7 protein-coding genes, 2 tRNA genes and 2 rRNA genes are annotated in these 14,307 nt (G+C 45.7%); 10 read left to right on the plus strand and 1 reads right to left on the minus strand.

Annotation, left to right across the window (positions count from 1 at the left end):
- Positions 1 to 67 precede the first annotated feature (67 nt).
- Both trmA and serA read left to right on the plus strand, forming a co-directional pair.
- Entirely contained in the window at positions 68 to 1,171 is a 1,104-nt protein-coding gene (gene trmA / locus AC0L46_RS09035; protein WP_414682204.1) for a tRNA (uridine(54)-C5)-methyltransferase TrmA, read from the plus strand.
- A 147-nt stretch (positions 1,172 to 1,318) separates the two neighbouring features.
- Entirely contained in the window at positions 1,319 to 2,548 is a 1,230-nt protein-coding gene (gene serA / locus AC0L46_RS09040) for a phosphoglycerate dehydrogenase (protein WP_473503067.1), read from the plus strand.
- A gap of 79 nt (positions 2,549 to 2,627) precedes the next feature.
- Here the strand turns inward: serA and AC0L46_RS09045 are convergent, their stop codons facing one another.
- Complete coding sequence (locus AC0L46_RS09045) at positions 2,628 to 4,601, minus strand: methyl-accepting chemotaxis protein (RefSeq protein WP_473503069.1); 1,974 nt, start codon at positions 4,599 to 4,601, stop codon at positions 2,628 to 2,630.
- Between the two features lie 343 nt (positions 4,602 to 4,944).
- Here AC0L46_RS09045 and AC0L46_RS09050 point away from each other — a divergent pair, with 343 nt between their 5' ends.
- The 8 genes from AC0L46_RS09050 to AC0L46_RS09085 all read left to right on the plus strand — a co-directional run bounded on the left by AC0L46_RS09050 (position 4,945) and on the right by AC0L46_RS09085 (position 14,283).
- The gene (locus AC0L46_RS09050) at positions 4,945 to 6,057 is read left to right on the plus strand and encodes an extracellular solute-binding protein (protein ID WP_473503071.1); all 1,113 of its coding nucleotides are present in this window, start codon (positions 4,945 to 4,947) and stop codon (positions 6,055 to 6,057) included.
- 79 nt (positions 6,058 to 6,136) lie between these two features.
- The gene (locus AC0L46_RS09055) at positions 6,137 to 7,228 is read left to right on the plus strand and encodes an ABC transporter ATP-binding protein (RefSeq protein ID WP_473503073.1); all 1,092 of its coding nucleotides are present in this window, start codon (positions 6,137 to 6,139) and stop codon (positions 7,226 to 7,228) included.
- Positions 7,212 to 8,099, plus strand: a complete 888-nt coding sequence (locus AC0L46_RS09060) for an ABC transporter permease (protein ID WP_473503075.1) — start codon at positions 7,212 to 7,214, stop codon at positions 8,097 to 8,099. Before AC0L46_RS09055 ends, AC0L46_RS09060 begins: the two co-directional genes overlap by 17 nt.
- Entirely contained in the window at positions 8,096 to 8,896 is an 801-nt protein-coding gene (locus tag AC0L46_RS09065; RefSeq protein WP_473503077.1) for an ABC transporter permease, read from the plus strand. Before AC0L46_RS09060 ends, AC0L46_RS09065 begins: the two co-directional genes overlap by 4 nt.
- A 437-nt stretch (positions 8,897 to 9,333) precedes the next feature.
- Positions 9,334 to 10,872, plus strand: a 16S ribosomal RNA gene (locus AC0L46_RS09070).
- A gap of 77 nt (positions 10,873 to 10,949) precedes the next feature.
- Positions 10,950 to 11,026: transfer RNA gene (locus AC0L46_RS09075), tRNA-Ile, on the plus strand.
- 20 nt (positions 11,027 to 11,046) lie between these two features.
- Positions 11,047 to 11,122 (plus strand) — tRNA-Ala (locus AC0L46_RS09080).
- 277 nt (positions 11,123 to 11,399) lie between these two features.
- Positions 11,400 to 14,283, plus strand: a 23S ribosomal RNA gene (locus AC0L46_RS09085).
- The 16S and 23S rRNA genes sit together here with 2 tRNA genes alongside, the layout of an rRNA operon.
- Positions 14,284 to 14,307 lie beyond the last annotated feature (24 nt).

A 14,307-nucleotide genomic window follows, 5' to 3' on the forward strand; every position in this document is an offset into this window, starting at 1 on the left:
TTGTGTGGAGGGAACTCGTATAATGCCGCGTTTTAAGAACCTTAGTACTTTTTTAAGAGAATGAGCCATGAGACCGGATCAAATCCAACCAGAATTATATGAACAGCAGCTGCAAGATAAACAGGTTGCATTGGCCGAGTTAATGGCGGACTTGTCCTTGCCGGAAATGGAAGTATATGCGAGTCAACCGTCCCATTACCGTATGCGAGCTGAGTTCCGTATCTGGCATGAAGGCGATGATCTGTACTACGCCATGTTTGATTCTGCGGATCCACGCACACCAATTCGTACTGACCAATTCCTCGCGGCGTCTTCTCTTATTAATGATTTAATGCCAAAACTGATTGATGCGGTTCGAGATGTTCCAGTATTGCGTCATAAGCTTTTTCAGGTAGATTTTTTAACGACTACAACAGGCGAAGCGTTAATCAGCTTGCTTTACCATAAGCCAATTGATGAAGAATGGAATCTTGCCGCCCAAGGTTTGGACGCTGCGTTTCCTGCTTGCCATTTTATCGGCCGAAGCCGTAAAAAGAAGCAAATTCTGACTCGCGACTTTGTGATGGAAACATTGACGGTTCATGGTCAGAAATTTCATTACCAACAAGTTGAGAACAGCTTTACCCAGCCGAATGCTGGTATCAGTGAAAAGATGTTGGAATGGGCGCTGGATGTCACCGAAAATGCTTCTGGTGATTTATTAGAAATGTATTGTGGCAATGGTAATTTTTCAATTCCTTTGGCTCGACGTTTTGACCGAGTGGTTGCGACAGAAATTTCAAAAGTGTCTGTTAATTCAGCGCAGCTTAATATAGCCATAAACGGCATGCAGAATATCCAAGTTGTGAAAATGGCCAGTGAAGATGTTTCCGCCGCTTTGAATGGTGATGTCGAGCTACCAAAAACCTTGGTTCAGGCTGGTGTCAGTGAATTGTCTCCTTCCGTAGTTCTTGTTGATCCCCCACGAGCTGGTTTAGATGATGCGACAGTGGAATTAGTGAGAAAAATTGATGCCATTCTTTATATTTCCTGTAATCCAGAAACACTAAAGTCCAATTTAGAGGCGCTATCCAGCACACATGAAGTGGTTCGATATGCCATGTTTGATCAGTTTCCTTATACGCATCACGTGGAAACGGGCGTGTACTTGCAACGAAAAGTGCAGCTTTAAAGGAGTGAAGTAGCAAGTTTTATGGCTAAAGCTTGCTATGAATCTTGTTCTCGTTTTAATGAGAGAATCGACATTAGGTTACAAATTATTCTGTGTTAAGATAAGCGCAAAATTTCCCCCCACAACCATAGAGAAGTCGAACGAGCCATGAGTAATAACTCACTAGACAAAAATAAAATCAAAATCTTGCTATTAGAAGGTGTTCATCAGTCTGCATTAGAAGCATTGAATGACGCTGGTTACACTAATATTGAGTACCATAAAACAGCCTTAGCAGAAGATGAGCTAATCGAGAAAATCTCGGAAGCGCATTTTATCGGCATTCGATCTCGTACTCAGCTAACAGCAAAAGTGCTAGAGCACGCTAACAAGTTAGTTGGTATTGGATGTTTCTGTATTGGTACTAACCAAGTTGATTTAGACGCGGCAAGTGCAAAAGGCATTGTCGTCTTCAATGCACCTTTCTCGAACACACGTAGTGTGGCTGAGCTTGTTCTTGGTCAGTTGATTTTATTGCTTCGTGGTATTCCTGCTAAAAACGCTGCATGTCATCGCGGTGGCTGGATTAAGTCTGCAGTGGGTTCTTATGAAACTCGTGGTAAGCGTTTGGGCATCATTGGTTACGGTAGTATAGGAACGCAGTTGAGTGTTTTGGCTGAGTCTTTGGGCATGGAAGTGTGCTTTTACGACATCGTGACTAAATTGCCACTGGGTAACGCTCGCCAAATTAAAAGCTTGAAAGAGCTTCTTTCTACCAGTGATATTATTAGTTTGCATGTTCCTGAAACGAACTCTACAAAACTGATGATTGGCGAAAAAGAAGTGTCACAAATGAAGAAAGGCTCTATCTTCATTAATGCTTCACGCGGCACAGTTGCAGATTTGGACGCTGTTGCAAATGCCATTAAAGCGGGCGATCTAGGTGGCGCAGCAGTAGACGTATTCCCTGTTGAGCCAAAAGGCAATGACGAAGAGTTTGTTTCTCCTTTGCGCGGATTAGACAATGTGATTCTTACGCCACACATTGGCGGTAGTACAATGGAAGCACAGGAAAATATCGGTGTTGAAGTGGCTGAGAAGCTAATCAAGTTTTCTGATGTTGGGACAACCATTGCAGCGGTTAACTTCCCTGAAGTGGCGTTGCCAGCGCAGTCCGATAATCATCGTATTTTGCATATTCATGAAAACCGTCCAGGTGTGCTTTCTAAGATCAATGGAATCTTTTCTGAATACAACATTAACATCACTGGCCAATACCTTCGTACAACGGAGAAATTGGGTTACATGGTAATGGATGTAGACGCAGAAACGGGTGAGCTTGCCCTTGAGAAAATGAAAGAAGTCGATGGCACTATTAAAGCCAGACTTTTGTTCTAACTTTCAAATTTCGGGTTTATCAAATAAAAAATCCAGCCAAATCGGCTGGATTTTTTTATGTCTAGAATCTCATGCAAAACTAGCGACTAATGCCGAGAGTTGTCGTGATGTCTTGGATCTTAGTTTTGATGTTGCTTGCCATTTTAGCCATAAATTCTTCGGATTCATTGGCTTGCTCTCTTATTTTAACCACCGCGCTGTTTAAGCTATTCATTCCTAATTTTTGCTCAGCAGCATAGCCTGTGGCTTTTTTCGCCAAATGAGTGGATTGTTCCGACTTTTCAAGAACTTCTTGTGCGGATTGCCCTAGTGCTTGTGTGAGACTAATTTGTTCCGTTGAGGCGCTTTCCATTAGGTTGATGTTTTCCTTCAGCTTGCTGGTGGCGCGAGTAAGCAGAGAGAAAATCTCGGTAATCTTTTCTAATGATTCTTGAGTACTGCTAGACAGTGTTCTTACTTCGGAGGCAACAACGGCGAATCCTCGACCATGCTCGCCAGCTCGTGCTGCCTCGATCGCGGCATTCAGAGCGAGTAAATTGGTTTGCTCTGAAATGTCTCTGATGCTTCCCACGATGGAAGAAGCGCTTGATACGGAAGATTCCAAATCAACCAGTGTTCTTTTGCTGCTATTGAGCCTGTCTACAGTGGTTTGATTGGCAACGGCGAGCGAAGCGGCTTGATCGACACTGTGTGTCATTGCGGCATTTGTATCTGCAGCATAAGTGGCCACTTCTTGTGCTCTTACTTCGGCTTTGTTGGCGATGGTTTCAACCTGATTAGACAAGGTTAATGTGTTATCGATTTCCTTGCTTGAAGCCATATTCAAAGCATGAACTTCTCCAAAAGCATCGAGCATTTCGTTGAGTGATGCCGAAATGTTGGCAAGTTCAGTGTCTTTCTGTTGGCGCTGCTGTGCCATTTTCTCAAGGTAGAGATTTAGATAGCGAGCCACATCCGTTAATTCATTGTTTTGTTTACTTAGTTGAATGGCGCTCGTGTCTTGATGCTCAACCAAGTTCTTCACTGCAGAATAAAGATCTCTCGCACTGCCAACCACAACACGGCTTTGGAACTGGTGAACCAAGGTTGTTACCAATAGCATTAAAATCACAAAAGCAGAGAAAGCGATAAGTGTCTGCTGTTGTGTTTGTTCGGCATTGTCTTGAATAGTATGAGAGCCGTTGTTGATGATGTTTTTCAGTTCAATGATTAATTGACGAATACTTTGTTGTGCGTTTAAAGCACTTTCAATGTTCGATAGGCTGGATTCAATGTCTTTTAAATATCGGCCAGACCAAGTGTGAAGCTCGCTTTTTGTGTCTTCTAAAGGGTCAACAATTTCTGTTTCCTCTTCGTCACTTGCCCAACCCATTAAGGCGGACAAATCGTCAACGTCGTTATTGTTTTGTTGTTCTTGTAAAACCAGTACGGGAAGCGAGTTAAGTTCTTGAACATGGTCTTGAAAACTCGCAATGGAATCGATCAAGCGCTGATAGTTGACGTCATTCTTTTGTTTTAAATAATCGTCTTTTGCTTGTCTCATATGAGCTAAGCCACCATAAAGATGTGCTTGGCTCGCCAGATAAATGGCTGCGTCTTGTAGGTTTTTGGCGTCAATGAATTCCTGTGTTTTATCTGCAAACACATCAAGAGACAGGCGCATTTGTAGCTCATTGTTCTCAATTAACGCATATGGGTTGCCGGATAATTTCCCTGCCGCACGCACGTCTGACTTTAAGCTCGCTTCAATTCGCTTAAGCTGCGCGAGAATAGGAGCTTGCACTGAGCTCGGTATGTCGTCTAACGATGGAATAATCGTATTTTGTATAAAGTCTTCTGCTCCCTGCAACTTTGATGCTTCACCTGTCGATAAGTAATTCTCAATGATCTCGTTTAGCTCGATAGCAGAATGTCCCCATACTTTGTTATAGGCATCATTTTGCTCGAATGCATTACGAAATTGGAGAAGACTCCATAACAATAAAGCGATTAATAGACTAGCAATGACAAAATAGCTGGCCGTTGTGGTTCGAGTTACTTGGGATATTTTCAATTTAAAGCACGCCTTAATTACATAAAGTTACGTTGCGTGCCACCATAACTGGAATATGTGACAAAAATATTTCAGTGAGGCGTCTGGCGATATCTTCCACAAAGTACAATATTTTCGACTTTGCATTATTTGCGACATCAACCTGATTAAAAGCGACATCTTGAGCGCAAATATGTCATTTCTGTGAAAAAAAGCTGTCCCTGTCACGAATTGGTCATTATTTTGTATTAGATTGGTTTTTTATTAAAAGCATGTTTAATAAAAAATGTGTTTTAAAGGCAATTAGATTTAAGTGCTACTTTCTTAACGCAACACAACCATTTAAAAATACAGGAGCTCAAGAATGACTCTTTCTCGTCGTCAATTTGTAAAAGGTGCCACTGCAGCTGGTGCTGTTGCAGCAACTCCGTTTTCAATCAACCGTGCAATCGCAGCGAACAAAGAGCTACGAATCTATGCGTGGGCGGGTTATATCACGGATGAAATGTTGTCTGATTTCAAAGCAAAAACAGGTATTAATGCAACCTTTACGCCTTACGGAACCAATGATGAGCTAATGAACTCGCTGCGTGCCACAGATGGCACCGGCTTTGACATCATTATGCCAACTGTTGACCGTGTTCCTGGTTATGTTGACTACGACTTGGTTCAACCTTTAGACGTAAAAAGAGTGAATTGGGATGGTTGTTTAGAAAGCGCACTGGCTGGCTCTGATGTTGGTGGGATTGTGAACGGCAAGCGTTACTTTGCTCCAGCTGACTGGGGAACAGAGGCGATTGCTTACAACACTGAATACGCAAAAGTTGACCCTAAGAATTTAAGCTACGGCGATTTGTGGTTACCTGAAAATGCTGGTGGCGTTACCGTACGTGGCCATTCATCTTTGGTTGGTATCGGTTTGTGGTTAGAAAAAGCAGGCAAACTGCCTTATCCATTGTTGGATTCTTACAAAAATGAAAAAGCCATGCGCGCTAACTTTGATGTGATTCTAAAAGTAGCGGCAGAGAACAAAGCGTCTATCGCTCAGTTCTGGTCAACTGAAAACGAAGCGCAAGGTGCTTTTAGAACCAATGGTGCGGTAATCGGCCAAACTTGGGATAGCACAGCCTTCAAGTTGAAGTCTGAAGGTGAACCTATTGCTTACGGTGCACCAAAAGAAGGTGCGTTGGCTTGGATGGAAGGCTTTGTGATTCCGAAAAATGCGAATAACGTGGATTCTGTATATGAATTCATTAACTGGTATTACACGCCAGAAGCGGGCGCTATGTTTGTTAAATCAACAGGTTATAACTCTACATCGAAAGGTGCTGACGCTTTGTTGCCTGCTGAAACAAAACAATTCTTCCAAGACTCTTATTCTGAGCAAGACTTGGCGAACCTTTGGTGGTGGCCAATTCAGGAACCATGGTACGTGGCACTTCGTAACGAGTACCAAGACCGTTTCTTGTCTGCTTAACTTGTTGCAAAAAGCCCCTCGCAGACTTTGTCTCTGCGAGGGGCTTTTTTATTCTTATTTATTAATTCCGAGGAGTCTCATGGATAGCAGTGTTCATTTGAATAATGTCGTCATGCAGTTTGGTGACTTTACCGCGATTCAATCTACCGACTTACAGATTCAGTCGGGCGAGTTCTTTAGTTTTCTGGGTCCATCCGGCTGTGGCAAAACGACCATTCTAAATATGATCAGTGGTTTTCTAGACCCAACCAAAGGTGATGTAAAAATTGGTGGTCAATCCATGCAGGGAGTTCCGGCCAACAAACGTCCTACTTCTATGATTTTCCAAAATCTAGCTTTGTTTCCTTTAATGACAGTGGCTGAAAACATCGAGTTTGGCCTTGAAGTCCGTGGCGTACCCAAAGCTGAACGTAAAAAGACATCAGATCGTTTATTGGAGTTGGTTGCTTTAGAAGGCAGTGGGACAAAACGAGTTTCAGAGTTGTCGGGCGGTCAGAAACAACGTATCGCCATTGCTCGAGCTTTAGCGGTTGAGCCACAAGTGTTATTACTTGATGAGCCTCTTTCAGCCCTCGATTTAAAGCTACGCCAACATATGCGGACAGAGCTAAAAGAGATTCAACGTAAAACGGGCATTACCTTTATCTATATTACCCATGATCAGGGCGAAGCTTTGACCATGTCTGATCGAGTTGCCGTTATGTCAGCAGGGCGTATTCAACAAGTCGCCGACCCAATTACTTTGTATCGTGACCCGCAAACCGCTTTTGTTGCGTCGTTTGTTGGAGAGAACAACAGTATCGCAGGTAAAGTGACTGAAATTAACGAAGGCTATGCCGTGATTGACTGTGCTGGACTCGGCATATTGTCAGGTCGTGCCCAAGGTGAATTGAAAGTGGGTGACGAGGCAACTTTATTCGTTCGTCCTGAGCATTTCCGCCTTGAAACCGAAGAAGGCATGCATGTTTTGCAGGCGACCATAGAAGAGGTCAATTTCGAAGGCGCTTATCTAACTCTTAATGCGAATACGGCCAGTCATAAAACCTTATCTATTCAACTGGCTGCTCACCAGTACACGGATGCTTTACAAAAGGGCGCGCAGATCAAGCTGTCCTACCATCAATCAGATGCCGTAGTGATTGGAGGAGGTGACGATGTTCAAACAGCTTAAAGCTCGCTTTGGAAGTGGCTTGGCGGTTGGCATTATCGGCATGATTGCGATTTGGCTGATTGGCTTGGTAATACTGCCGCAGCTATTGATGATTGATTACTCCTTTCGGCCAAATCTACTACCGGCTGAGATTGGTGGGCCAAAAGATACATACTCACTGGTCAACTACGACACCTTATTTAACAACCAAATCCATTTGGCGATTTTCTTTAAGACCATTTGGTCGAGCGTACTAGTGACTGTGCTAACGCTAGTTGTTAGTTATCCTATTGCCTTTTACTTGGCGAAAGTGGCTACTCCACGACAAGCGGCCTTGTGTCTACTCTTACTTATTATTCCCTTTTGGATTAATGAGATTTTAAGAACCTTCTCTTGGTATATCATTCTTGCGTATAAAGGGCCTCTGAATGCGTTGTTACTTAGCTTGGGATTAATTAATCGACCAATACGTTTTTTGTCCGGCGATGGCGGCGTGATGTTAGGCATGGTGTACGCCTATATTCTATTTATGGTGTTTCCTATCTATAACGCTATTGAAAGCCTAGATACTAACCAAGTGAAAGCGGCCCGTAACCTTGGCGCCGGTTGGATACGCACCCATTATCGAGTCATTATTCCTCATGCGAAACCGGGTATTGCTACAGGCTGTATCATGACTTTTATGTTGGCAGCAGGGAGTTACGCTGTACCAGCATTGTTAGGTTCGCCTGGTAGTCGTTGGTTTACGCAAATTATCTATAACTGGTTCTTTGAAGGTGGTAATTGGAACCAAGGAGCTGCTTATGCCTTCTTGTTGCTCGTCATGTGTATTGGTTTCATTGCTTTTGTTATGCGTGTCTTTAAAGTTGGATTAGGAGATATCGCCAAATGAAGTCAGAAACCATTATGCGTATCGGGGTACGCTTCTATATCGGTATCTTTTTCCTATATCTTTTTACGCCACTTATTATCATGGGGGTTGCGACCTTTAACGATAGTCGCTTTCCCACTGTCTCTCCTTGGAAAGGCGCCACACTTAAGTGGTTTGAAGCCTTAGCTCAAGACGGTGCTATGTGGAAGGCGCTATGGACCAGTGGCATTGTCGCATTAGGCGTTTTGCTGGTGGCTGTGCCTATTGGTATCTGTTGTGCGTTATTGCTGTCAACTTACCAAGGGCGTGGTAAAACCTTTCTTTACACCTTAATGATGTCGCCCTTGCTAACCCCAGGAGTAATCGTGGGTATTTCCACGCTGATTTTCTGGAAAAGCTTATCAGTAAGTGGCGGGGTGTTCTTGACGGTTGTGGCGCAAACTACCTTTATTGCCGCCTATGTAATGCTGATGGTACTGGCTAGACTGCAGCGCTTTGATAGAACACTAGAGAATGCGGCGTTGAGCTTAGGGGCGACCCAGTGGCAGACGTTTAGACGCATTCTTTTGCCTTATTTAAAACCGGCAATTATTTCCGCTGCGGGTATCGCGTTCTTACAGTCCTTCGAAAACTACAACACAACCTTGTTCGTAAAAGGCTATGACACAACTTTAACGGTTTACATCGCATCTAAAGTTCGAACCGGACTGACACCTGCGGTGAATGCTTTGGGTTTAGTGATGATCTCAGTGACCGTTTTGCTGGCCATTGTCTACGAAGTGAAACGACGTAGAGAAATGGCGGGAAATCAAAACTAGATTCTCAAGGTTAGCCAAGCCCATTCCTGTTTCTGAGTGGGCTTTTTTTACTTTTTTGTTCGAAAAATAATCAAAAAAACGATCGATTGATGAGAAAACACACAAACATGACAGAAAGATAAATTAATCGTCTTTTTTGTCAGAAAAGGGTTGCACAAAATCTGTAGATCCTTAATATACGCCCTCGCTGACACGGACAGGGCTTAGCATCTTAATTAGGTTTAAGAGGTTAAGTGGCTTAAGTGTAACGGCAACGCTCTTTAAAATAGATAATCAGATAATTTGTGTGGGCGCTCGCTGGAGACTTCAGAAGATCGGCTGCTGACTTTTAGTTAGTAAGTTGATCAAAAAAATTGAAGTCTTACGAGACGTCAAACACGTCAATTCGCTTTATAAGTAAATTGTTAGTGTTTCGATACTTGAGTAAGCAAACTTTTTAACTGAAGAGTTTGATCATGGCTCAGATTGAACGCTGGCGGCAGGCTTAACACATGCAAGTCGAGCGGAAACGATGATAGCTTGCTATCAGGCGTCGAGCGGCGGACGGGTGAGTAACGCGTAGGAATCTGCCTAGTAGAGGGGGACAACATGTGGAAACGCATGCTAATACCGCATACGCCCTTAGGGGGAAAGGAGGGGATCTTAGGACCTTCCGCTATTAGATGAGCCTGCGTGAGATTAGCTAGTTGGTGGGGTAAAGGCTCACCAAGGCGACGATCTCTAACTGGTCTGAGAGGATGACCAGTCACACTGGGACTGAGACACGGCCCAGACTCCTACGGGAGGCAGCAGTGGGGAATATTGGACAATGGGCGCAAGCCTGATCCAGCCATGCCGCGTGTGTGAAGAAGGCCTTAGGGTTGTAAAGCACTTTCAGGAGTGAGGAAGGGCGTTTGGTTAATACCCAAATGTTTTGACGTTAGCTCCAGAAGAAGCACCGGCTAACTCTGTGCCAGCAGCCGCGGTAATACAGAGGGTGCAAGCGTTAATCGGAATTACTGGGCGTAAAGCGCGCGTAGGTGGTTTGTTAAGTCTGATGTGAAATCCCAGGGCTCAACCTTGGAATGGCACCGGATACTGGCAGGCTAGAGTACGGTAGAGGAGTGTGGAATTTCCTGTGTAGCGGTGAAATGCGTAGATATAGGAAGGAACATCAGTGGCGAAGGCGACACTCTGGACTGATACTGACACTGAGGTGCGAAAGCGTGGGGAGCAAACAGGATTAGATACCCTGGTAGTCCACGCCGTAAACGATGTCTACTAGCCGTTGGGTTGTAATGACTTAGTGGCGCAGCTAACGCAATAAGTAGACCGCCTGGGGAGTACGGCCGCAAGGTTAAAACTCAAATGAATTGACGGGGGCCCGCACAAGCGGTGGAGCATGTGGTTTAATTCGAAGCAACGCGAAGAACCTTACCTACTCTTGACATCCATAGAACTTAGCAGAGATGCTTTGGTGCCTTCGGGAACTATGAGACAGGTGCTGCATGGCTGTCGTCAGCTCGTGTTGTGAAATGTTGGGTTAAGTCCCGTAACGAGCGCAACCCTTATCCTTACTTGCTAGCAGGTTATGCTGAGAACTTTAAGGAGACTGCCGGTGACAAACCGGAGGAAGGTGGGGACGACGTCAAGTCATCATGGCCCTTACGAGTAGGGCTACACACGTGCTACAATGGCGTATACAAAGGGCTGCGAGCTAGCGATAGTGAGCGAATCCCATAAAGTACGTCGTAGTCCGGATTGGAGTCTGCAACTCGACTCCATGAAGTCGGAATCGCTAGTAATCGTAGATCAGAATGCTACGGTGAATACGTTCCCGGGCCTTGTACACACCGCCCGTCACACCATGGGAGTTGATTGCTCCAGAAGTAGCTAGCTTAACCTTCGGGATGGCGGTTACCACGGAGTGGTCAATGACTGGGGTGAAGTCGTAACAAGGTAGCCCTAGGGGAACCTGGGGCTGGATCACCTCCTTAAACGATAGAAGCTCTGGTGAGCGTTCACACAAATTATCTGATGTATATCTACTTTATAAGACGCACAGAAAGTGTTTGGGTCTGTAGCTCAGTTGGTTAGAGCGCACCCCTGATAAGGGTGAGGTCGGCCGTTCAAATCGGCCCAGACCCACCAAATACTAGACAGTGAATAATGGGGCTATAGCTCAGCTGGGAGAGCGCCTGCTTTGCACGCAGGAGGTCTGCGGTTCGATCCCGCATAGCTCCACCATTTATTAACTTCTTCTGTGTTTAAGATTAGCGAGAGTTCTAAGCAAGACACTAAACAGAATCGATTCAAAGCGTGCTTTGAATATGTTCTGACGTTTTAGTCTCTGACTTAGTGCTTTGCACTAAACTTGCTCTTTAATAATTCAAATTTTGAAATAACGATGAATCAAGCGTTAAACCGGTGGAAGTTCACTTTAACCTAGTGGCTTCTATTATCGTAAATCCTAAGAGGTACAAAAGCTCTTAGGTATGTGATCCGAAACTATTTTGGGTTATATGGTCAAGTGACCAAGCGTGCACGGTGGATGCCTTGGCAGTCAGAGGCGATGAAGGACGTGGTAATCTGCGATAAGGTTCGGGGAGTTGATAAACAAACTTTGATCCGAACATTTCCGAATGGGGAAACCCACCCGCTTGCGGGTATCGTTAAGTGAATACATAGCTTAACGAGGCGAACCCGGGGAACTGAAACATCTAAGTACCCGGAGGAAAAGAAATCAACCGAGATTCCCTAAGTAGCGGCGAGCGAAAGGGGATTAGCCCTTAAGTTGGTTTGGTGTTAGTAGAAGACTCTGGAAAGGGTCGCCATAGTGGGTGATAGCCCCGTATACGAAAACGCCATTTCAATGAAAACGAGTAGGACGGGACACGTGTTATCCTGTCTGAATATGGGGGGACCATCCTCCAAGGCTAAATACTCCTGACTGACCGATAGTGAACCAGTACCGTGAGGGAAAGGCGAAAAGAACCCCTGTGAGGGGAGTGAAATAGATCCTGAAACCGTGTACGTACAAGCAGTGGGAGCGGACTTGTTCCGTGACTGCGTACCTTTTGTATAATGGGTCAACGACTTATTTTCAGTAGCAAGGTTAAGCGATTAGCGGAGCCGTAGGGAAACCGAGTCTTAATAGGGCGTTTAGTTGCTGGGAATAGACCCGAAACCGGGCGATCTATCCATGAGCAGGTTGAAGGTTGGGTAACACTAACTGGAGGACCGAACCCACGTACGTTGAAAAGTCCGGGGATGACTTGTGGATAGGAGTGAAAGGCTAATCAAGCTCGGAGATAGCTGGTTCTCCTCGAAAGCTATTTAGGTAGCGCCTCGTATCTCACCATTGGGGGTAGAGCACTGTTTGGGCTAGGGGGTCATCCCGACTTACCAACCCCATGCAAACTCCGAATACCAATGAGTGCAATTACGGGAGACACACGGCGGGTGCTAACGTCCGTCGTGGAAAGGGAAACAACCCAGACCGTCAGCTAAGGTCCCAAAGTTACAGTTAAGTGGGAAACGATGTGGGAAGGCTTAGACAGCTAGGAGGTTGGCTTAGAAGCAGCCATCCTTTAAAGAAAGCGTAATAGCTCACTAGTCGAGTCGGCCTGCGCGGAAGATATAACGGGGCTAAACTGTACACCGAAGCTACGGATGCATATTTATATGCATGGTAGAGGAGCGTTCTGTAAGCCGTTGAAGGTCAAGCTGTAAGGCAGGCTGGAGGTATCAGAAGTGCGAATGTTGACATGAGTAACGATAAGGGGAGTGAAAAACTCCCCCGCCGGAAGACCAAGGTTTCCTGTCCCATGTTAATCAGGGCAGGGTGAGTCGGCCCCTAAGGCGAGGCAGAAATGCGTAGTCGATGGGAAACAGGTTAATATTCCTGTACTCGTACATATTGCGATGGAGAGACGGAGAAGGCTAGGCCAGCACAGCGATGGTTGTCTGTGTTTAAGGCGGTAGGTTTGGGACTTAGGCAAATCCGGGTCCCTTTAAGACCGAGAACTGACGACGAGCCCTCTTTTGGGCGAAGTGGTTGATGCCATGCTTCCAGGAAAAACTTCTAAGCTTCAGATATGATCGAACCGTACCCCAAACCGACACAGGTGGTCAGGTAGAGAATACCAAGGCGCTTGAGAGAACTCGGGTGAAGGAACTAGGCAAAATGGTACCGTAACTTCGGGAGAAGGTACGCCGGTTAGTGTGAAGGACTTGCTCCGTAAGCATTGATCGGTCGAAGATACCAGGTGGCTGCGACTGTTTATTAAAAACACAGCACTCTGCAAACACGAAAGTGGACGTATAGGGTGTGACGCCTGCCCGGTGCTTGAAGGTTAATTGATGGGGTTAGCTTCGGCGAAGCTCTTGATCGAAGCCCAAGTAAACGGCGGCCGTAACTATAACGGTCCTAAGGTAGCGAAATTCCTTGTCGGGTAAGTTCCGACCTGCACGAATGGCGTAACGATGGCCACACTGTCTCCACCCGAGACTCAGTGAAATTGAAATCGCAGTGAAGATGCTGTGTATCCGCGGCTAGACGGAAAGACCCCGTGAACCTTTACTATAGCTTCACAGTGAACTTTGAACCTACTTGTGTAGGATAGGTGGGAGGCTTTGAAGATAGGACGCCAGTTCTATTGGAGCCAATCTTGAAATACCACCCTGGTATGTTTGAGGTTCTAACTCAGGTCCATTATCTGGATCGAGGACACTGTGTGGTGGGTAGTTTGACTGGGGCGGTCTCCTCCCAAAGAGTAACGGAGGAGCACGAAGGTGTGCTCAGCATGGTCGGAAATCATGCATAGAGTGTAAAGGCAAAAGCACGCTTAACTGCGAGACAGACACGTCGAGCAGGTACGAAAGTAGGTCTTAGTGATCCGGTGGTTCTGTATGGAAGGGCCATCGCTCAACGGATAAAAGGTACTCCGGGGATAACAGGCTGATACCGCCCAAGAGTTCACATCGACGGCGGTGTTTGGCACCTCGATGTCGGCTCATCACATCCTGGGGCTGAAGCCGGTCCCAAGGGTATGGCTGTTCGCCATTTAAAGTGGTACGCGAGCTGGGTTTAGAACGTCGTGAGACAGTTCGGTCCCTATCTGCCGTGGACGTTTGAGATTTGAGAGGAGCTGCTCCTAGTACGAGAGGACCGGAGTGGACGAACCTCTGGTGTTCCGGTTGTCACGCCAGTGGCATTGCCGGGTAGCTATGTTCGGACGGGATAACCGCTGAAAGCATCTAAGCGGGAAGCCTCCCTCAAGATAAGATCTCACTGGGACATAAGTCCCCTAAAGAGCCGTTCGAGACTAGGACGTTGATAGGTTGGGTGTGTAAGTGCTGTGAGGCATTGAGCTAACCAATACTAATTGCTCGTGAGGCTTGACCATATAACACCAAAGTGGTTTTTGGAT

The sequence above is a fragment of the Marinomonas sp. 15G6-16 genome, from assembly GCF_055809555.1.